The 20,376-nt window shown below is 31.9% G+C and carries 18 protein-coding genes; 6 read left to right on the top strand and 12 right to left on the bottom strand.

Annotation, left to right across the window (positions count from 1 at the left end):
* Window positions 1–33: 33 nt before the first annotated feature.
* Window positions 34–1,233, bottom strand: coding sequence for a glycine C-acetyltransferase (kbl, locus tag B4A23_RS01180; RefSeq protein WP_286477768.1), 1,200 nt, complete (start codon window positions 1,231–1,233; stop codon window positions 34–36).
* Between the two features lie 95 nt (window positions 1,234–1,328).
* On the opposite strand from kbl, the gene B4A23_RS01175 reads away from it, so the two are divergent.
* Complete coding sequence (locus B4A23_RS01175) at window positions 1,329–2,240, top strand: GNAT family N-acetyltransferase (RefSeq protein WP_291115892.1); 912 nt, start codon at window positions 1,329–1,331, stop codon at window positions 2,238–2,240.
* A 323-nt stretch (window positions 2,241–2,563) separates the two neighbouring features.
* On the opposite strand, the gene B4A23_RS01170 is transcribed toward B4A23_RS01175, so the two are convergent.
* From B4A23_RS01170 to queA, 4 genes are read right to left on the bottom strand one after another with little or no spacing between them, the layout of a single operon-like run.
* The gene (locus tag B4A23_RS01170; RefSeq protein ID WP_052217896.1) at window positions 2,564–3,496 is read right to left on the bottom strand and encodes a polyprenyl synthetase family protein; all 933 of its coding nucleotides are present in this window, start codon (window positions 3,494–3,496) and stop codon (window positions 2,564–2,566) included.
* A gap of 56 nt (window positions 3,497–3,552) precedes the next feature.
* Window positions 3,553–4,506 carry a hypothetical protein gene (locus B4A23_RS01165; protein WP_291115888.1) on the bottom strand — a complete coding sequence of 318 codons (954 nt, stop codon included), beginning with the start codon at window positions 4,504–4,506 and terminating at the stop codon, window positions 3,553–3,555.
* Between the two features lie 12 nt (window positions 4,507–4,518).
* Window positions 4,519–5,568, bottom strand: a complete 1,050-nt coding sequence (gene rlmN, locus B4A23_RS01160; RefSeq protein WP_038336309.1) for a 23S rRNA (adenine(2503)-C(2))-methyltransferase RlmN — start codon at window positions 5,566–5,568, stop codon at window positions 4,519–4,521.
* A gap of 7 nt (window positions 5,569–5,575) precedes the next feature.
* Window positions 5,576–6,625 carry a tRNA preQ1(34) S-adenosylmethionine ribosyltransferase-isomerase QueA gene (gene queA / locus B4A23_RS01155; RefSeq protein WP_038336356.1) on the bottom strand — a complete coding sequence of 350 codons (1,050 nt, stop codon included), beginning with the start codon at window positions 6,623–6,625 and terminating at the stop codon, window positions 5,576–5,578.
* A 158-nt stretch (window positions 6,626–6,783) separates the two neighbouring features.
* Here queA and B4A23_RS01150 point away from each other — a divergent pair, with 158 nt between their 5' ends.
* Entirely contained in the window at window positions 6,784–7,368 is a 585-nt protein-coding gene (locus B4A23_RS01150; protein ID WP_291115884.1) for a TlpA family protein disulfide reductase, read from the top strand.
* 41 nt (window positions 7,369–7,409) lie between these two features.
* On the opposite strand, the gene B4A23_RS01145 is transcribed toward B4A23_RS01150, so the two are convergent.
* Genes B4A23_RS01145 through B4A23_RS01135 form a run of 3 tightly spaced genes read right to left on the bottom strand, consistent with a single transcriptional unit; the run spans window position 7,410 to window position 9,733 of the window.
* Entirely contained in the window at window positions 7,410–8,492 is a 1,083-nt protein-coding gene (locus tag B4A23_RS01145) for a glucosaminidase domain-containing protein (RefSeq protein ID WP_291115881.1), read from the bottom strand.
* Entirely contained in the window at window positions 8,489–9,406 is a 918-nt protein-coding gene (locus tag B4A23_RS01140) for a 1-aminocyclopropane-1-carboxylate deaminase/D-cysteine desulfhydrase (protein ID WP_291115878.1), read from the bottom strand. The genes B4A23_RS01145 and B4A23_RS01140 overlap by 4 nt, the downstream gene beginning before the upstream one ends.
* Window positions 9,407–9,733 carry a hypothetical protein gene (locus B4A23_RS01135; RefSeq protein ID WP_291059533.1) on the bottom strand — a complete coding sequence of 109 codons (327 nt, stop codon included), beginning with the start codon at window positions 9,731–9,733 and terminating at the stop codon, window positions 9,407–9,409. It abuts the gene before it with no gap.
* 161 nt (window positions 9,734–9,894) lie between these two features.
* Here B4A23_RS01135 and B4A23_RS01130 point away from each other — a divergent pair, with 161 nt between their 5' ends.
* Both B4A23_RS01130 and B4A23_RS01125 read left to right on the top strand, forming a co-directional pair.
* A complete protein-coding gene (locus tag B4A23_RS01130) occupies window positions 9,895–10,056 on the top strand; it encodes a DUF5522 domain-containing protein (protein ID WP_180906370.1) in 162 nt (53 codons plus the stop codon).
* Between the two features lie 4 nt (window positions 10,057–10,060).
* The gene (locus tag B4A23_RS01125; RefSeq protein ID WP_291115876.1) at window positions 10,061–10,795 is read left to right on the top strand and encodes a DUF2911 domain-containing protein; all 735 of its coding nucleotides are present in this window, start codon (window positions 10,061–10,063) and stop codon (window positions 10,793–10,795) included.
* A gap of 36 nt (window positions 10,796–10,831) precedes the next feature.
* On the opposite strand, the gene B4A23_RS01120 is transcribed toward B4A23_RS01125, so the two are convergent.
* Complete coding sequence (locus tag B4A23_RS01120; RefSeq protein WP_286485474.1) at window positions 10,832–11,266, bottom strand: potassium channel family protein; 435 nt, start codon at window positions 11,264–11,266, stop codon at window positions 10,832–10,834.
* Window positions 11,267–11,451: 185 nt separating this feature from the next.
* Between B4A23_RS01120 and B4A23_RS01115 the strand changes: the two genes are divergently transcribed.
* A complete protein-coding gene (locus B4A23_RS01115) occupies window positions 11,452–13,071 on the top strand; it encodes a glycoside hydrolase family 10 protein (RefSeq protein ID WP_291115874.1) in 1,620 nt (539 codons plus the stop codon).
* Window positions 13,072–13,430: 359 nt separating this feature from the next.
* Here B4A23_RS01115 and B4A23_RS01110 read toward each other — a convergent pair whose 3' ends face one another.
* The 3 genes from B4A23_RS01110 to tsaD all read right to left on the bottom strand — a co-directional run bounded on the left by B4A23_RS01110 (window position 13,431) and on the right by tsaD (window position 15,610).
* Complete coding sequence (locus B4A23_RS01110; RefSeq protein ID WP_291115871.1) at window positions 13,431–13,784, bottom strand: hypothetical protein; 354 nt, start codon at window positions 13,782–13,784, stop codon at window positions 13,431–13,433.
* 99 nt (window positions 13,785–13,883) lie between these two features.
* Window positions 13,884–14,591, bottom strand: a complete 708-nt coding sequence (locus B4A23_RS01105) for an RsmE family RNA methyltransferase (RefSeq protein WP_291115868.1) — start codon at window positions 14,589–14,591, stop codon at window positions 13,884–13,886.
* Entirely contained in the window at window positions 14,591–15,610 is a 1,020-nt protein-coding gene (tsaD, locus tag B4A23_RS01100; RefSeq protein ID WP_291115865.1) for a tRNA (adenosine(37)-N6)-threonylcarbamoyltransferase complex transferase subunit TsaD, read from the bottom strand. Before tsaD ends, B4A23_RS01105 begins: the two co-directional genes overlap by 1 nt.
* A gap of 63 nt (window positions 15,611–15,673) precedes the next feature.
* Here tsaD and B4A23_RS01095 point away from each other — a divergent pair, with 63 nt between their 5' ends.
* The gene (locus B4A23_RS01095; protein ID WP_291115862.1) at window positions 15,674–20,269 is read left to right on the top strand and encodes a translocation/assembly module TamB domain-containing protein; all 4,596 of its coding nucleotides are present in this window, start codon (window positions 15,674–15,676) and stop codon (window positions 20,267–20,269) included.
* Window positions 20,270–20,376 lie beyond the last annotated feature (107 nt).

Here is a 20,376-nt window from a genome sequence, read left to right as displayed (position 1 = left end):
AGTCGCTAATATAATATTGAAAAAAAGAAATTCTTATTTAATCACTCCTAATTCTTTACCAACTTTTGTAAAAGCAGCAATTGTATGATCTAATTGCTCTTTTGTATGTGCAGCAGATAATTGTACACGAATACGTGCTTTATCACGAGGAACAACAGGGAAAAAGAATCCAATGACATAAACACCTTCATCTAATAATTTGTCTGCCATTACTTGAGATAATTTTGCATCATACAACATAACAGGTACAATTGCAGCATCACCTTCTGGAATATCAAAACCAGCAGCAACCATTTCTTTGCGGAAATATTCAGCATTCCACATTACTTTATCGCGTAAAGTTGTATCATTTTCTAACATTTCTAACACTTGTAAAGCAGCCCCAACAATTCCAGGAGCCAAAGAGTTAGAGAATAAATATGGACGAGATTTTTGACGTAGCATTTCGATTACTTCTTTTTTACCAGAAGTAAATCCACCCATTGCACCACCTAAAGCTTTTCCTAAAGTAGATGTAATGATATCTACACGTCCCATTACTTCGTTGTGCTCATGTGTTCCACGTCCAGTTTTTCCAATAAAACCAGTTGCGTGAGAATCATCAACCATTACTAAAGCATCGTATTTATCAGCTAAATCACAAACACCTTTTAGGTCAGCAACAATACCATCCATAGAGAAAACTCCGTCTGTTACAATAATTTTGAAACGATGATTTTTTTCTGAAGCAGCAATTAATTGAGCCTCTAGATCAGCCATATTATTGTTTTTATAACGATAACGAGCCGCTTTACATAAACGAACACCATCGATAATAGAAGCGTGGTTTAATTCATCAGAAATAATCGCATCTTCTTCTGTAAACAAAGGCTCAAAAACACCACCATTTGCGTCAAAAGCAGCAGCATATAAAATCGTATCTTCCATTCCTAAGAAATCAGCGATTTTTTTCTCTAATTGTTTGTGTACATCTTGCGTTCCGCAGATAAAACGAACCGAAGACATTCCGTATCCGCGGTCATCTAACATTTTTTGAGAAGCTGAGATAACGTCTTTATTATCAGATAATCCTAAATAGTTATTCGCACAAAAATTAAGTAATGTTTTACCATTTTCTAATGTAATTTCTGCACTTTGAGGAGAAGCAATGATACGTTCTTTTTTGAATAATCCTTGTTCTTCTAAATCATTTAATTGCGTTTGTAAGTAGTTTTGAAATTTATCGCTATACATAATAAATCACTTTTTGTTTTGATATGTTTCATACAAATATAAATGTTTACGGTCATATTTTTCGTATTTTTGTAAGACATAAAAAATAATAAACAGTGTTTCTAATCATCATATTTAGTTTTCAGTTCTATTTCTTAGCAAAATTTTTCAAAAAGGATAAATTAAAAACGGTTTTATCAGCAGTAGGATTATACATAGCGGGTGAGATTGCTTTTTCTTTTGTATTTGTTTTATTGTTTGCTTCAGGAATTATTGATATAGGTGTTAATTTTAATAGTTCATCTATGGATAATTTGATGGAAAATAGCCTTAAAATGAATAAATTTTTAGCCGAAAATTATGTGTCAATTGCTGTACAAGTCTTTTTATACATTGGAATTGGAATGTTTTATTACAATTCATTAAAACGTAAATGGACATTGCAAATGTTAGAAGGCGAAATTGATAAACGTAAAGATGAAATTCTACAAAATTTAGAAGTTAATCAAAAAATCAATCCAGTTAAATTAGATGTTTATCCACATTTTCATACAGTTAATGAAAAAAATATTCATTTGGTTCAACCTTTGGCAAATGAGATTTGGAACGAATGTTACAAAGATTTATTATCCCAAGATCAAATCAATTATATGATTGATATGATGTATAATAATGACAAAGTAAACGAAGCAATTGCAAATGGAGACGTTTGGGAAATCCTGAAAATAGATAATGTTCCGTCTGGTTATTTACATTACAAATTAGATGAAAATAATACTGTTTTCTTATCTAAAATTTATCTGAAAGAATCTAATCAAACCAAAGGAATTGGACAATTGATGTTGAATAGAGTTGTAGATTATGCGAGAGAAAAATGTGCAAAAGCTGTTCATTTAACAGTGAATAAACACAATGCGAAAGCAATTCGTTTTTATGAGAAAAATGGTTTCAAGAATATGGAATCAAAAACATTTGACATCGGAAATGGATACATTATGGATGATTATATTTATCAGAAATCCATCTAAAAATAAGAGTTTAAATTATCAAAATAGAAAGTCATTACGGTTTGTAGTGACTTTTTTTATGTTGTAAACAAAGTTATCCAGGTTCGTAAGTAAGCTGGCTTAGTTCGTAACGATGTCAGCTAGGCAAAATAGGAGGGAGATTTAATTTTTAAAGCGATGAGAAACTGAACTGAATTCAACTTGAAATTCTCCGTTAGTTTATTATTGAGAATAGATCTTAATTTATCGAAGTTATATTGAACTTGTTTCAATATCGCATCTAGAGTTTAGAAATGTTAATTCTTAATATAAAACAAAAAGGACTTCAATTAGAAGTCCTTTTGTTATTTTTCTCTTTCAATTACGTATTTCACCATTGTTTCCAATGAATTTCGAAATTCATTTTCGGGAAATTCGTATAGTATATCTAAAGCCTCTTGGCTATATTGTTTCATCATTTTTTGCGTGTACTCAATTCCACCATGATCTTTCACATACTGAATAATTTCTCGTACACGTTTTTTGTCATTGTTGTAACGTTTTACCGAATTAATCAACCATTTTTTGTCTTTTTCATTTGCTGTGTTGATTGAATAAATCAACGGTAATGTCATTTTTTGTTCCTTAATATCAATTCCGACAGGTTTCCCGATAGCGTTGGAAGTGGTATAATCAAACAAATCATCTTTGATCTGAAAAGCAATTCCAACCAATTCACCAAAGCGATGCATTTTCTTCGCAACTTCTTCTGAACAACCAACAGAACGCGCTCCAGCTTCACAACAAGCGGCAATAAGCGTAGCCGTTTTCATTCGGATAATTTCGAAATAGACATCTTCTGTAATATCAAGTTTACGCGCTTTTTCGATTTGTAATAATTCACCCTCCGAAATCTCTTGTATTGCTACAGAAACAACTTCAAGTAAATCGAAATCTTTGTTTTTAGTCGAAATAATTAAGGTCTTTGATAAAAAATAATCTCCAACCAAAATAGCTACTTTGTTCTTCCAAATTGCATTAAGTGAAAAGAAACCACGACGCAATGTACTATCATCTACGACATCATCGTGAACCAAAGTTGCAGTGTGAATAAGCTCGATAAAAGAAGCCGCACGGTAGGTACGTTCTTGTACTTCACCATTTAATTTTGCAGTTAAAAAGACAAACATCGGACGCATTTGTTTTCCTTTTCTGCGCACGATATAATTGGAAATACGGTCAAGAAGCGAAACATTACTCTTCATCGATTCGAAGAATTTCTGTTCAAACAATTTCATTTCCTCCGCGATCGGAGCTTTAATCAAATCTACCGTGTTACCCAAAATTTAGTTTTTTAATTCGTAAAATTATTGATGCAATGTACAACCTGTTTTGCATAGAATCCTTTATAGTTAAATTCCTCTCCGCTAAAACAAATTTTGTTTTCGGTTGGCAAAACTGAAATCCCTTCCAATTGTCCCAACTGTGTCGTGAAGCCCAAAGGTAAACTTATTTTTTTAACTTGAGAAGTGAAGAATAACTGATTGTTATCTTTTGGCAAATCAAACCAATTGATAAAAGTTAACGCTTCTTTTGTATAACCCAACAGATAAATTCCTTTGGTAGAACTATTTACATCAGCGTCGATATAAGCAGCAGTTACAGCGTAATTTGTAGGAAAAGTTTCTAACTTTTTGGCTGCGTGTTTTTTAGAAGAGTCAATTGGAATAACATAATGAGATGTTGCCATATTAGACCATTCTTTTGTAAATATATGCAACTGATTTTGGTAGACAAAAAATGCTTCTGAATCCCAATTTGTTGTCATATTTTTGAATTGAAAAGTTTCTTGTTCAGGATAATAAAATTCTATTTTTTCAGCTTTTAATTGCTGATAAGATTTTGAATAATCGATGTTTGATTTCTCGATAAAGTAAACAGCTAAATCTTTTCGTTTGCCCAAATTATTTCCAAAATCAGCAAAATAGATTCGATTATCATCCGAAGACATTTCTTCCCAATCGATATTTGGAGCATTTGTGATGAAAATTGTATTGATAATTTCACCTGTTTTTGCATCAAAACGATACAATTCTGGTTTGGAATCAGAATCGTTTAAACCCCAAAAAGAAGCCACATTTTTATCTTCTTTTTCATATTCTAAAGTCGAGATTTCGTTCAAAGTAGGAGGTAAGTTGATACTTTCCATTTTATAATCATCAATAGAAATTGTATCGATGTTTTCTACTATTTGTGCGAAAGAGAATTTAGTCAGAATCAAAAATAAAAATATGGCTAAATATTTCATTTGATTATTTTTTTAATCATTTCCAGTTTTATTAGCTAATTGTCCGCAAGCTGCATCAATATCTTTTCCGCGACTACGACGTACATTTACCACAATATTGTTGGATTCTAAAGCTTTGATATAATTGTTTACAGCTTCTTCTGATGCTTGTTTATAGATTCCGTCATCAATCGAATTATATTCGATAATATTCACTTTAGAAGGAATTTTTCGACAGAATTTTACCAATGCATCGATGTCTTCTTTTTTGTCATTCACACCGCCCCAAACAATGTATTCGAACGTAATTCGTAAACCTGTTTGTTGGTACCAATATTGAAGACTATCCATTAAATCCGTCAACGGAAATTTAACAGAAAAAGGCATAATTACATTACGAACTTCTTCGCGAGCTGAATGTAAAGATACCGCAAGGTTAACGCGTAAATCTTCGTCAGCCAATTTTTCAATCATTTTAGGAATTCCCGAAGTAGAAACTGTAATTCTTCTTGGCGCCATTCCTAATCCTTCTGGCAACGTGATTTTTTTGATGGCAGAAATTACTTCGTTATAATTTAACAAAGGTTCTCCCATTCCCATAAATACGATGTTGCTTAATGGACGATTGAAATAACGTTTACTTTCTTCATCGATAATCACAACTTGATCGACGATTTCGGCAGCTGTTAAGTTACGCATACGTTTTAATTGTGCTGTTGCACAAAAAGTACAATCCAAGCTACAACCAACTTGCGAAGAAACGCAGGCAGTTGTGCGAGAATCAGTCGGAATTAAAACAGATTCCACAACGTTACCATCATGAAGCTTAACAGCATTCTTGATGGTTCCGTCGTTAGATTTTTGTAGAAGATCAACTTCAACAGGTTGAATTTGGAAAGATTCTCCCAATTGCTCACGTAGTGCTTTAGAAATATTGGTCATGTCATCAAATTGATGCGCATTCTTTTTCCATAACCATTCGTACACTTGTTTTGCGCGGAATGATTTTTCTCCAATTTCTTTGAAATAATCTTCAATCTCAGCTTGTGAAAGCTTTCGTATGTCTTTTTTTGTTGTACTCAAACTTGTCTTATAAGATTAACATTGCATCTCCGTAAGAGTAGAATTTGTATCCTTCTTTTACAGCTTCGTTGTATGCTTTCATTGTTAAATCGTGTCCAGCAAACGCAGAAATCATCATAATTAATGTAGATTTTGGTGTGTGGAAGTTTGTAATCATACAATTTGCAATAGAGAAATCGTATGGTGGGTGAATAAATTTGTTTGTCCAACCATCAAATGCATTTAAATGACCATCTGCAGAAACAGAAGATTCGATAGAACGCATAGAAGTTGTACCAATAGCACAAACTTTTTTCTTCTCGTCAATTGCACGATTTACTAAATCAGCAGATTCTTGAGGAATAATAACTTGCTCAGACTCCATTTTGTGTTTAGATAAATCTTCAACCTCTACAGCCTGAAAAGTTCCTAAACCAATGTGTAATGTTAATTCAGCAAAATCAACTCCTTTGATTTCTAAACGTTTTAATAAGTGTTTAGAAAAGTGTAAACCAGCTGTCGGTGCAGCAACTGCTCCTTCGTGTTTTGCATAAATTGTTTGGTAACGCTCTGCATCTTCTGGCTCAACGTCACGTAAAATATATTTTGGAAGTGGAGTTTCTCCTAATTCTTTCAATTTTGCACGGAATTCTTCATAAGATCCATCAAATAAGAAACGTAAAGTACGTCCACGAGAAGTCGTATTGTCAACAACCTCTGCAACTAATGTATCATCATTATCGAAGAATAATTTATTTCCGATACGGATTTTACGAGCTGGATCAACCAAAACATCCCATAAACGAGTCTCAGCATCTAATTCTCTTAACAAGAAAACTTCGATTTGAGCACCAGTTTTCTCTTTGTTACCCATTAAACGAGCAGGGAAAACTTTCGTATTGTTACGAATCATTACATCTCCTTCGTCGAAATACTCGATAAGATCTTTAAATTGTCTATGTTCAATTTCTCCGGTGTCACGGTGAACAACCATTAAGCGAGCTTCGTCTCTGTTCTCAGAAGGACGATCTGCTAAAAGTTCTTCAGGTAAAGTAAAGTCGAAATCGGAGGTTTTCATTTTCATAATTGTACAATTTTTTGCAAATATACGATGTCAGCACCCCCTTTGTCAAGTGAAATGAGGTATTTTATGAAATTGCTAACGTTTAAATGTTTATTTTTGACGAAAGACTTATAGATATTATCAAGTTTTTTAATACTTATTTGAAAAATAAAATGAAAACGAAACTACTAATTTTGTCCGCTATTTTTACACTTTTTAGTTGTAATAAATCCGAACAAAAAATTGAAGAATCTGCTGAAATAGAAAAGATTGATTCTGTTGCAAAAAAAGAATCTCCAGAATCTGAAATTCCGAAAGAATTGATAAAAGCTCCTGATTTTTCTTTGGCTGATATTAACGGAAAACGATTTGACTTATCAGATTTCAAAGGAAAATATGTGTATATGGATATTTGGGCGACTTGGTGTGGACCTTGTAAAGTACAAATTCCATTTATGAAAGAGTTGGAAAAACAATTTCATGATGCGCCAATTCATTTTGTAAGCGTTTCTTTGGATAAATTAGAAGATAAGCCAATTTGGGAGAAAATGGTCAGAGAAAATCAGATGGCTGGTGTACAATTATTTGCGGGAAGAGAAGATAATTTTGGCTTTGATTATAAGATAGAATACATCCCGACTTTTATTATTTTAGACAAAGAAGGAAATATTATGATAGATCGCGCGCCTGCACCGATGGATTATCAAACAGGAGAAATCAATCAACAATTGGTTGATATTCTCAAAACGATGAAATAAAAAAAGCTTCCTTCTGGAAGCTTTTTTTATTATTGAGCTTATTATGCTCTAACTTTTGTTTTCAAATTAATTCGTTGTCCAACTCTTGGCTGCTCACCTGGTTCCATACGATTTAGCTTGTATAGATTGTTAACTCTCACACCAAAACGTTGCGAGATCGTGTACATATCGTCACCTTCTTGCACTTTGTACGAATAATCAGAACCTTTTGTTTTCTTTTTTCCGAAGAATACAATTTGTCCATCTTTCAATTTAGAACCCATTTGTATTTCATTGAAATTCGCAATATCCGAAGGAACTTTGTTGTACGTTTTAGAAATTGTCGCAATTGTTTCTCCTGCTTGTGCAACGATATAAGGAATATTATTTTTATGATTTTTGATGCGCGTTGTCGGAGTTTGCGTACGAGTTTCGTAGGTAATCGTTTTAGTATTATTTACGATTGGCTCACTTTCTATAACATTATTTTTTGGTTGATAAGACGCTAATGCAACTTCTTCTTTGATGGTTTTTGGCTCTTTTTTCGTTTTAGATTTTGACGAATTATTTGCCAGCATCATATCATCTTGATTGTTGTATAACGTGTACAATTTTGCATAAACTTCTTCTGGAGAAATCTTATCAAATTGATCTAAATTATATTTCTCAATTCTTGAAATTAATTTCGACGCATATTTTGGATCAGTTGCATAACCAGATTTTTTCAAACCATTTGCCCAAGCATTATAATCTGTTGGATCTAAAATAAACAAAGTTTTGTAATATGGTCTTAACGCTAAAAATTTAGAATGATCTCGGTAACTTTCTTCAACCGAAGAATATTTTCTGAAACATTCGCCTTTTGCATCATCATCGTGATAAATACGAGGTTTATCCAACGACCATTCTTCAGGACCTTTACATTTTATTCCAAAATGATTATTGGCTTGATCGGCTAATTTACTTTGTCCGCCGCCAGTTTCTAATAAACCTTGAGCCAACGTAATACTTGCCGGAACTTTGTAAAGTTGCATTTCTTCAACAGCTAAAATAGCGTGTTTTCGAATGTAAGTTATGTCTCTACTTTCTTGTGCTTGTGCCGAAATCGTCAACACTAAGCTAAAAACGTATAACAATTTTTTCATTCTATAATATTTTTGTTCTTTTTCTTTAAAAGTTTGTTCATTCCTTCAATTCCTTGCAATCCGCCTGTATGAACCAAAAGAATTTTGGAATTATCACTAAAATAATGATTTTTAATTAATTGAAAAATTCCAAAAACCATTTTTCCAGTGTAAATAGGATCCAATTGAACATGGTTAATTCGCTTGAAATCATTTACAAAAGTAATTAATTCATCCGAAACTTTCCCATATCCGCCAAAATGATAATCATTAAAAATAGTGAAATTCGTTTTATTTGTCAATTTTTCGATTTCATTTTGGATAAAATTTCCCTTTAAACTCGGAAAACCTAAAACTTTTTGATGAGGTTTCGAACTTTCAATCAATCCAGCAATTGTTCCGCAAGTTCCGATTGCCGAAGCAATAAAATCATATTCGAAACAATCATCGTACAGAATTTCTTCACAACCTTTTATCGCAAAATCATTTGTGCCTCCTTCTGGAATAACGTAAGTATTTGGATATTTAGTATTTAAATGATGAAGAAATTCTACTTCATCCTTTTTTCGGTATTCTTCCCTCGAAATAAAATGCAATTGCATTCCACATTTTTTTGCAAAACATAAGGTAGGATTTTCATCGATTTTATCCTTCAATTCTTCTCCACGAATAATACCGATCGTTTCGAAATGATGTAATAGCCCAGCTGCTGCCGTTGCCGCAATATGATTGGAGAAAGCGCCACCAAACGTTATCAATTTTTTGAAACCAAGTTTTTCAGCTTCAATAAAATTATATTTCAGTTTTCGGTATTTATTTCCAGAAATTTCGGGATGAATCAAATCTTCTCTTAATATAGAAAGTTGAATATTTTGAGAAGTTAAATGTTTGATGTCAATATTTTGAATTTGAGCTTTATAATCGTTCCAAATCATTTAGATATATTTTAGAAAACTATAAAATTTTCGTTTTTTCAAATAATTCAAATTGTTTTCGTTTGCATAAGCTTCACGCTCAAAACTAATATTGCGATATGCTTTATGTTGATCGCGATATTGAATTAATCGAATCGCATATTCAATCAAGTAAAAAGGATAAAAGAAAACGACTAAAAGTTCGAGTTGCTGAATGATATGAATGGTTTCGTGATTGATTAAAACTTCATCATTTTTCAGTTTTTTATCTCTCAAAAAAATGAAAGGAAAAATGGTAATTCCAATAAAATTCTTTCGGAATAAATGACTCAAAACAACTACAAACATGATTTAGGTAATTCGATTTTGTTGCAAAATTAATCAATCTGAAAAGATATTGATTTAAAAAGCATTAAAAATCGTAAATTTAAAGGAAGTTTCACAAATAATTATCATACCAAAATTAATGATAGTTTATAGATAAAAGTTGTAATTTCACAGCATTAGAAATGAAAAAATTTGAAGAAGGAGATTATTATTTATCTCCAGAAGGTTTCAGAATATTTACTGAACAATATCTAAAAAGAAGAGGATATTGTTGCAAAAGTGGATGTAAACATTGTCCGTATGGATACGACAAAAAAACAGATAAAATAAAGAATAAGAAATAATTATATGAAAATAACATCAACAGTTTTAGCTTTGTTAATAGGAAGTTGTGCTTTTGCGCAAATGAAATTTCCTGCGGTAAGTTCTCATGCCGAAATTGAGCAAAAAGTAGGTTTGACAGAATTTGAAATTGAATACAATCGACCAAATGTAAACGGAAGAAAAGTATTTGGAAAATTAGTTCCAAATGGAGAAGTTTGGCGTACTGGAGCGAATGAAAATACGGTCATCAAATTTGATAAACCAATCAAAGTGAATGGACAAGAGTTGGCTGCTGGAGAATATGCGTTGTATAGCATTCCGAACAAAGAGGAGTGGGAGGTAATTTTTTACAAAGACACAAAAAACTGGGGGAATCCGAAAGAGTGGAAGGAGTCGAATATCGCATTGAAAGTGAAAGCTTCGTCAACAAAATCGATGAACAATAAGACAGAAACGTTTGAGATTCGTTTTACAAATGTGACGCAAAAATCGGCGAATTTGGTTTTGGCTTGGGATAATACAACGGTTGTTTTGGATATTGAAACGAATACAATTAACGAAGTTTTAAAAATGATTGGAGATCAATTGAATGAAAATTCTTCTGCAAGAGATTTTTACAATTCAGCAAACTTCTATTATTCGAATAAATTGGATCGAAATCAAGCGTTGAAATGGGTTAATACAGCTTTAGAAAAAGATGCAAATGCGCCAGATTATTACAAAGAATTGAAAGTTAATTTGGAAAAAAATAAATATTAATTAAAAATCCCTTCAAAAATTTTTGAAGGGATTTTTTTATTGAGTAATATTCTTCTTTAAGATAATTTGTAGGTAAGAAAACATCAACGCAGTTGACCAGCCTACCATCATAATTCCGTTTATAGCTTCTAATCCAGCCATAATTTTCCATTCGCTATCAATCACAACATCACCGTAACCAACGGTTGTAAAAGTGATTAATGAAAAATAGATTGCTTCTTGAAAACTATACAAATTGTCAATATTTGGATTGAAATAAAAAGTAGCCGCCCAAATTGTACATTGCGCACCGTGCAATAAAGTCAAGAAAGATACTGAAATTGCCATTTGCCAAAGCACTTCACTAAACGTTAATCGTTGTTTTTTGAGATTAAATTTATGTAGATATTTTAGCGAATAAACTGTAACAGTTGATTGTAAAATAACATTTACACAAATAATCAATACGCCAAAACATATAATTAGAAACATATTTTTATCAATTATAGATGAATGCAAAAATGTAAAGAATAAAATTTATAAAACACTTTTTGAAGCGAAAAATTTTGTAAATTTAATAGAGAAGGAAAATCTAGATATCCTAAATATTTGATAAAATCTGGATTAATAAAGCTTTATTACTAATTTTGTAACGCTAAAAATACATATTTCAACGAATGAAAATTAATTTTAAATATATTTTGATGTGTTTCGGAGTAGCTACAATTGGCTTGACTTCGTGTGCTTCAAATAAAAGTTCGAAAAAAATAGTTTATAAAAAAGTGGAATCTAAACAGCCTACAAAACCTGTAGAATCTACGCAAACAACTATTCCTACTACACCAAAAACTGAAATTCCGAATAAGAAAGATGAGGTTTTTACGGTAAAACTACCAGAAGTAAATCGTGAATTCCGCGCGGCTTGGGTAGCTTCTGTTGCAAATATTAATTGGCCTTCTAAAAAAGATTTAACGACAACGCAACAAAAAGATGAAGCGATAAAATTGTTGGATATGTTAGAAGCCAATAATTTCAATGCAGTTATTTTTCAGGTTCGTCCAGCGGCAGATGCTTTGTACAAAAGTAATTTCGAACCTTGGTCTTACTTCTTAACTGGAGAAGAAGGAAAAGCACCTTCTCCATATTATGACCCGTTAGAGTTTTGGGTGGAAGAAGCGCACAAACGTGGAATTGAGTTGCATGTTTGGTTAAATCCTTACAGAGCGCATCACAGTAGTGGAGGTCCGGTGACAAGCGAGTCGATGGTAAAAAGATCGCCAAGTAATGTGGTGAGATTGAAGAACGGTATGTATTGGTTTGATCCTGCTGACAAAAAAACGCAAGATCACGTTTCGGAAGTTGTTCGTGATATCGTTTCGCGTTATGATATTGATGGTGTTCATTTTGATGATTATTTCTATCCATACGCGTCATACAATGGTGGAGCAGATTTTCCAGATAATTCAACTTGGAATGTTTACAAAAACAATGGAGGGACATTATCGAGAGCTGATTGGCGTCGTCAAAATGTGAATACAATTATCGAAAGAATTTATAAAGAAATCAAAACAGAAAAGCCTTTCGTTAAATTTGGAATTAGTCCTTTTGGAATTTGGAAACCAGGTTATCCTTCTGGAATTAAAGGTTCTTCGCAATATGATGAATTGTATGCAGATGCAAAATTATGGTTGAACAAAGGTTGGGTTGATTATTTTTCGCCACAATTATATTGGCCAATTAATTCGACAGGACAAAGTTTTCCTAAATTATTAGAATGGTGGAAATCAGAAAATACACATAACCGTCATCTTTGGCCAGGTTTGAATACTGTAGAAGTTAAGGTTTCGGATAGAACAACTGAGATTACAAATCAAGTAAAAATGGCTGGAGAGATTTTGCAAAATAATGTGGGTGTTATTCACTGGAGTATTGCTGGATTAACGAAAAATCCTTCGATGTTAAGTTATCTAAAAGAAGGTCCATACAAAGCTAAAGCTTTAGTGCCAACTATGAATTGGATTAAGGCAGATCGTTTGGCAAAACCAAGTTTGTCTGTAAATGCAAAAGCATCAGAAGTTGTGATGAATTGGAATGACTATAAAATGAATTCGAATGTATCGAAATGGATTTTGTACACACGTTACAACAACGATTGGGAAACGTCTATTTTAGATAAAACCAAAACAAACCAAACAATTTTGAAACATAAAGATGGTAAAAGCTTAACGGCAGTTGCACTAAAAGCTGTCGATCGTTTAGGAAACGAGAGTGATTATGTTGCTCAAAAAATTAATTAAAAACAGAATTTCTTTAAATATAAATCCTCAACGAAAGTTGGGGATTTTTTTGTTTTTACAACTTTGTTGTTTTTGTATATTTGATTATTCACTCATAGTTTAACACATATTTAAATAACCATAATTATATGAAAAATAAAATAGGTTTCAATATTATTTTTGCGCTTATTGCATTTCCAATAGGACTAGCTTTGTTAAGAGAGTTTAATTTTCAAGATTTTACGTTTAGAAATACAGCATTAGGTATTATTTATTTAGTAACCTTTATATTCTGCATATTTTTTATGTTGAAGAAAAAGAAAGTTGAAAATTAGAATTTAATATAAAACATAAATCCTCAACATAAGTTGAGGATTTTTTTATTTTTTTCTCTTTAAAATATAATAAAGCGCATCGTCGTCATTTTCTTTCGATGTATAGGCAAATTGAAATTCATATCCATTTGCAGACATAAAATTTAACGCATCAATCATCGAATTAAATTTCACAGCAATTCCGCGTTCATCTTTTATTTTCAAACTATTTTTAAAGGAAATTGATTTAGTTTCTTGTCCAAAATCTAAGCGAATATTCATTTTTGTACTCAAACCTCGCCCAGTTCCAATAATCTGTACATAGTCGACATTAATATCTTTAATCGGAATATCATTTACAGTTTGAGCAAACGAAAAACTTTCGATGAATAATCCCAAAATAAGTGCTAATTTTTTCATAAGTTTTTAATTTTGATAAAGATATTTATTTTCAGATAAAAAGAAAAAAAACCGATTCAACAGAATCGGTTTTTGTATGAAGTAATAGTTTTAATCGATTTATTTCAATCCCCAATCAACAGCAAAAACAGCTTGTAAAGCGGCAGTTTCAGTACGGAAACGTTGATGTCCAAGACTAATTCCTGTAAAATTATGATCTTCTGCAGTGAAAATTTCATCTCGCGAAAAATCACCTTCAGGACCAATCATAATTAAAATTTTCTGCGGATTATTTTCCAAAACTGTTCGTAAAGGCGTGCGTTCAATATCTGCTTCGCAATGCGCAATACATTTCGTGAAACCTTCAAAATCTTGTTTGATAAACTCGTTGAATTTTGTCAGATTATTTACTTTTGGCAAATACGCTTTCAACGATTGTTTTGTTGCAGACTGAACAATTTTTTCAATTCGTTCAATCTTAATATTTTTTCGTTCAGAATGAAAAGTTTGTAAAAACGTAATTTCATCAATACCAATTTCGGTTGCTTTTTCCAAGAAAAACTCCAAACGTTCCATTGTTTTTGTTGGCGCAATAGCAACATGTAAATAGTAATTTTTCTGCTCGAAATTTGTTTTTAAATTAATTACTTTTCCTTCAACTGCTTTTTTAGAAATCGATGTAATTTCAACTTCAGCCAAATTTCCTTTTCCATCTGTCACATGAACCAAATCGCCTTCATTTCCGCGCAAAACTTTTGCGAAATGATGACTTTCTTCTTCGTTCAGAATAGCTGTTTCGTGATGAATTTCTCCAAAAAATAATTTCATTAAATATGGTATTTAGCCACAGACTTCGCTGTGTTTTCTGTAAATAACTCTTGATCAAATTTTAAACTTCCAACCATTGCAATCATCGCTGCATTATCTGTTGTATAAGCAAATTTTGGAATAAAAGTTTTCCAACCAAATTTGGTTTCTCCATCTTTTAATCGTTGACGAATTTCAGAATTTGCCGAAACTCCACCTGCAATCGCAATTTGTTTAATTCCAGTTTCGTCAGATGCTTTTTTTACTTTTTCTATCAAAATATTAACGATAGAATGCTGAATAGAGGCGCACAAATCGTCAATATTTTCTTCGATAAAATTTGGATTCGCTTTGACTTCTTTCTGAATAAAATATAAAATTGACGTTTTGAAACCGCTAAAACTAAAGTTTAAACCTTCAATCTTTGGTTTTGCAAATTTGAATTTTGTAGGATCTCCAATCTTAGATTTTTTATCTATAATTGGACCTGCGGGATAAGGTAAATTCAATATTTTACCAGCTTTATCAAACGCTTCACCAGCTGCATCATCAATCGTTTCTCCTAAAATTTCCATCTCAAAATAATTATTGATTTTCACGATTTGAGTATGTCCTCCAGAAACCGTCAAACATAAAAATGGGAAAGTTGGTTTTTCGTCATTGGCATCTTCAATAAAATTTGCCAAAATATGTGCTTGCATATGATTAACTTCAATCAAAGGAATATCCAATGATTGACTGAAAGATTTTGCAAAACTTCCGCCAACCAAAAGCGATCCCATCAATCCTGGACCACGTGTATACGCAATTGCTTTAAGTTCTTCTTTGTTAATATTTGCCTGTTTTAGGGCTTGATCTACGACGGGAACAATATTTTGTTGATGTGCTCTCGAAGCTAATTCTGGTACTACGCCACCATATATTTCGTGAATTTTTTGGCTTGCCACAACATTAGAAATAATTTTATTTCCGTCAATAATTGCTGCGCCTGTATCATCACAAGAAGATTCTATGGCTAAAATGTAGTTTTTATCGCTCATAATTCCTTGTAGAATAAAATTTATAACTTATTTTTACCCTGCAAATATCGTAAATTTAAACCATTGAAAATAGTCAGACGAATAGGAAGATTTTTATTGTCGTTGATTATACTCGTTTTAACCGTTGTTTTAACAGTAGCAATCGCAATACAAATCCCTGCGGTACAGACAAAAATAGCTCACTTTGCCTTAGAAAAATTAAATAAATCGTTGAACACGCAAATGTATGTGGATTCTGTGGATATTGATTTTTTTGGAACAATATATTTCCATGGCGTTAAGATAAAAGATGATCATAAATATGATTTTATTAAATCGAAAACTTTAGAAACAACGATAAATGTCTGGTCACTTATACCAGGAATCAAAAAAGATCACATTGATTTGAGTGAAGTGAAATTGATTCAGCCCGAAATTCGTGTGATTACGTACAAAGGCGATTCGATTTCCAATTTTATCAAATTTGTGAACGGTTTTAGTTCTGATAAACCAAAAGATCCGAAAAAGATTTTCAAATTGGATGGAGATTTTATTTTGGAAGACGGTAAAGTTTCAATTGTTAATCAAAATTCTGGGAATATCTGGTTGGATTCAAAACAGTTGAACATGACTGTAAAAAAGTTTCGATTAGTTGATTCTGATATTACGGCTGATTTAGAAAACTTCTGCTTTGTTGCGACAAAAAATAAAGAAACGTATAACGTACAAAACTTTACAGGAAAAGTTCATTATTCGAAAAAAGAAATTCGAGTTGGGAATTTGAATTTGAGAACGGATACGTCTGTTTTGAATGGGAATTTATTGTTGAGTTATGACGAGCCTTCGGATATGAGTGACTTTGAAAATAAAGTTCGTTGGGATGTTTTCTTTGATCGAGGTTCTAAGATTAACTTTAAAGAAATTCGTTATTTTACTCCTTTATTTGATAAAAATTCGTCTGTAGATTTATATGGAAAAGTAAATGGAACGCTGAATAATTTGACTTTTTCTGATTTCGAATTAAAAGGTGAAGATAATTATGTTGGAGCTTCTCGCTTACAATTGCAAGATGTTTTGCATGGTTCTTTGTTAAATTTTTCGACAAGAAATGTAAAAATTAATACATCATATCAAAAAATAACAAAATTACTTCCAACCTTTGTTTCAAAGAAAATTCCAAATATGTTGACTCGTTTTGGAAATTTAAATTATCGTGGAGATATTTCATTAAATCCAAATGAAATTCATGCGAATGGTTACGCCATTTCTGGACTTGGAGATGCTGATATTAAAGCGCAAATCAAGAATTATAAAAATGTAAAAGCCTTAATTTATAAAGGTACTTTAGATGCGAAAAACTTAAATCTTCGTCAATTAACTAATGCAAAAGATTTGGGTTATGTAAGCGGGAAGTTTAGATTTGATGGAAGAGGAACAGATTTGAAAAATATCAATTTAAATCTGGATGGAACACTTCGTTATATGGATTTGATGGGCAAACGTTACCAAAATATTACGGTTGATGGTTTGGTTAAAAATTATCAATTCAATGGTTTGTTCGATATCAAAGATCCAAATCTAAATGCGCAATTGAAAGGTAAAATTAACTTTAGTGGAAAACCTTATGATTTTGATTTTACTTCGAATATTCGTCAAATTAATTTAGATTTTCTTGGCGTTACAAAAAATCTAAATGCAATTGTACGTGGCGATGTTGAAGGGAATTTTAAGTTGACAAATATTAATGATTTCAGAGGAAATATTGATGTCAAAAATCTTTACTTCCGTTCGAAAAAAGATACGTTAGAATTGTCACATGTCATGTTGAATTCTCAAATAGATGGTTCGCATAAAATCATGACTTTGGATGTTCCTAATTATATGCGCGCTACAGTAGATGGTCGCTATAATATTACGGAAGTTGCCAATGTCATCAATAATTCGCTTGTAGATTTAGTTCCATCTTTCCGTCATAAAAAAGTTTCACCAAATCAGGCTTTTTCGTTTGATGTTTATGTGCAAGAAAATTTATTACAATATATCGATTCATCGATTTCGATTGAGCCTGATACGCATGTAAAAGGTTATATTGATGGTACGAAAAATCAGTTGGAAGCGACTTTGGATACGCCTGGAATTAAATATGCAGGAATTCAATTGTTCCAATCTAATGTTAATCTAAATACTATTGCGGAGTTGCCAACGTTGAATGCGAAGATTGATAGTTTGAAAGTAAGTGGTGTAACGATTAATGCGATTAACGTAAATTCGATTCCGAAGAATGATACGATGATTGTGAAAACAGATTTTAATATTGGTCGAAAAAATCCAATTTTATTTAATCTAAATCTTTTTCATACAGTTCAGAATAATAATGATTTGATTTTTGGATTTTCTCCTTCAACAATACAAATTGATTCGACACAATGGACAATTAATCATTTGAATGATGCAAATTCGAATCGTGTAATTTTTAATCGAATCAATAAATCATTAAAAGTTGAAGATTTATCATTAGAATCAGAAGAACAATATTTAAAAGTAAGTGGTTTATTTAATAACAATGTAGATTACAATTTCAATGCTGATTTTAAAGATTTGCATTTAGAAAAAATTATACCTAAAACATTATTGAATAACCTAAAAATTGTTGGTATAGCAAACGGTAAAGTAGATATTATTCGTACAAAAGAAAAGTTAGAACCAACGCTTGAAGCTAAAATTGATAAGTTAGGTTTAAATGATTTTGAGCTTGGTAATTTGACTTTACAAGGAGGTTATAATGTAGCGGATAAACAATTTAATTTTGAAACAAGTTTACAGAAAGAACAAATTCAATCGTTGGTTGCTTATGGTAATATTATTAACAAACCAACAGGTCCTGAGGTTGATGTAGATGCCAATTTTGATGAGTTTCACATCGATTTCTTAGAAGGATTCTTAAAATCTGTTTTCTCTAATATGCGTGGAACGTTATCTGGTGATTTAAAAATTACTGGACCAATTGATTTGCCAAATCTTAGCGGAAATATGATAGCAAAAGATCTTGGTTTGAAAGTGAATTTCTTAGGGACAGATTATTTATTTGAAGGAGAAAATGAATTGCTTGTTTCGAAACAAGGAAAAGGTCAAGGGATTATCATGTTGAATGATATTGCGTTCAAAGACACAACATTCAATACAAAAGGAAAAGTTGATGGAGCAATTCTTTTCCGAAACTTGTCTAAATGGGGTCTCAACTTAGATTTTGATACCGATAATTTATTGGTGATGAACACGTCAATTAAAGACAATGAATTGTTTTATGGAAAAGTATTTGCGAAAGGAAATGTAACCATGTTTGGTGCGGTAGAAGAGTTGGAGATTGCTGGAGATGCGACAGTTGTTGGAAATTCTGAGTTAACGATAAATACAGGTAGTACAACAATTGAGTCAGAAAATAATTTGGTACGTTTTGTTCCTAATCAACATCTGGACGAAAAATCTAAAAATAATGAACCGCATGCGCCAAAAGGAATGTCGATAGATGTCAACATTAATGCGTATCCAAATGCAATGGTTAATTTGATTTTTGATGCAGCTACAAACGATAAAGCGACAGCGCGTGGTACAGCAGAAAATCTTAGATTCTTAATGAATAAAGCAGGATTGAGTATTACAGGTGTATATAATATAGAAAGTGGAACGTATGAGTTTAGACAATTTCCGCTGATTCCGAAAGATTTTAAAATCAAAAAAGGATCTTCGGTACAATTTGCAGGAAATCCACTTGATGCAACGCTTAATATTACAGCTGAATATCAACGTTCGGTGTCAAATGTTGGGGATTATTTAGGTGTAGGATATTCGCAAATTTATGATGCTCTCCTATCAATTAATATTTCCGAAACGTTGAAGAAACCTATTATCGATTTTGGATTAACAATTCCTAATGCAGGTTCGGATATCAATTCGCAGTTACAATCAAAATTCCGTTCAAATACAGAAGAACAGATGCTTCAGTTTAGTTATATCTTATTGACAGGTAAATTTGGTGATGCTTCGGCTGTTCAATCTGGTGTAACGAGTACAGCTGCTGATATTGGTTTATCTACAATTGCAGGGATGTTATCATCTATTGCGAATAATGTAGATATACAAATGGAGTACGTTGGTGGTAGTGCACAATCAGAAACAAATGATAAAATTAGAACTTCGGTTTCATATCGCGTTAATAATCGTTTAAGTTTGCGTGGTTCGTATGGAATTGCGGTTACAAATAATAGAAATGTACAAGAGAACTTCGATGGGAATTTTGATGTTTCTTATGATATCTCGAAATTGAATAATGGATCTTTGGTCATAAAAGCATTTACAAAACCTACAACTTTCGGTTTATTGCCAGGAATGGAAAATAACTTGAATCAAAGTTTTGGAGTTGGAATTCAGTACAACAAAAGTTTCGATACTTTTAGAGGTTTCTTAGGTTTAGATGAAAATAAACGAAAAGCAAAAGCTAAAAAAGAAGAGCAATCGCAAGAAAGATTTGATTCGATTGTCCTTCCAAAACAGTTTAAAACTGAGGAAAGAAGAATAGATTCTACTCGTCAAACTACAAAAGATACGGTCAAAGTTACGTATCAAAAAACTACTCAACCAAAGTTGGAGCAAAAGCGCCGTGGTTTAGTCAAAATTAAATAAAAAAAAATGAGTTTATTGTGGTTAGACAATAAACTCGCGCAAACAAACAAAAGTGATTAGTTCTTTCTTTTTTGAACTATTATTATAACAAAAGTAAAATATTAAAT

Origin of the sequence: Empedobacter sp. UBA7248, from assembly GCF_002472945.1 — a bacterium.
Lineage (GTDB): Bacteria > Bacteroidota > Bacteroidia > Flavobacteriales > Weeksellaceae > Empedobacter > Empedobacter falsenii_C.
Note: the sequence above shows the minus strand (reverse complement) of the source record. Positions and strands in the feature narration are given on the sequence as shown.

Coding starts and splice junctions, on each gene's coding strand:
- B4A23_RS01165 (WP_291115888.1), bottom strand. CDS start 4,506: ATGAAATATTTAGCCATATTTTTATTTTTGATTCTGACTAAATTCTCT.
- B4A23_RS01125 (WP_291115876.1), top strand. CDS start 10,061: ATGAAAATAACATCAACAGTTTTAGCTTTGTTAATAGGAAGTTGTGCT.
- B4A23_RS01140 (WP_291115878.1), bottom strand. CDS start 9,406: ATGATTTGGAACGATTATAAAGCTCAAATTCAAAATATTGACATCAAA.
- B4A23_RS01130 (WP_180906370.1), top strand. CDS start 9,895: ATGAAAAAATTTGAAGAAGGAGATTATTATTTATCTCCAGAAGGTTTC.
- B4A23_RS01120 (WP_286485474.1), bottom strand. CDS start 11,266: ATGTTTCTAATTATATGTTTTGGCGTATTGATTATTTGTGTAAATGTT.
- B4A23_RS01115 (WP_291115874.1), top strand. CDS start 11,452: ATGAAAATTAATTTTAAATATATTTTGATGTGTTTCGGAGTAGCTACA.
- B4A23_RS01110 (WP_291115871.1), bottom strand. CDS start 13,784: ATGAAAAAATTAGCACTTATTTTGGGATTATTCATCGAAAGTTTTTCG.
- B4A23_RS01150 (WP_291115884.1), top strand. CDS start 6,784: ATGAAAACGAAACTACTAATTTTGTCCGCTATTTTTACACTTTTTAGT.
- B4A23_RS01145 (WP_291115881.1), bottom strand. CDS start 8,492: ATGAAAAAATTGTTATACGTTTTTAGCTTAGTGTTGACGATTTCGGCA.
- B4A23_RS01170 (WP_052217896.1), bottom strand. CDS start 3,496: ATGAAATTGTTTGAACAGAAATTCTTCGAATCGATGAAGAGTAATGTT.
- kbl (WP_286477768.1), bottom strand. CDS start 1,233: ATGTATAGCGATAAATTTCAAAACTACTTACAAACGCAATTAAATGAT.
- B4A23_RS01105 (WP_291115868.1), bottom strand. CDS start 14,591: ATGAAATTATTTTTTGGAGAAATTCATCACGAAACAGCTATTCTGAAC.
- B4A23_RS01135 (WP_291059533.1), bottom strand. CDS start 9,733: ATGTTTGTAGTTGTTTTGAGTCATTTATTCCGAAAGAATTTTATTGGA.
- queA (WP_038336356.1), bottom strand. CDS start 6,625: ATGAAAACCTCCGATTTCGACTTTACTTTACCTGAAGAACTTTTAGCA.
- tsaD (WP_291115865.1), bottom strand. CDS start 15,610: ATGAGCGATAAAAACTACATTTTAGCCATAGAATCTTCTTGTGATGAT.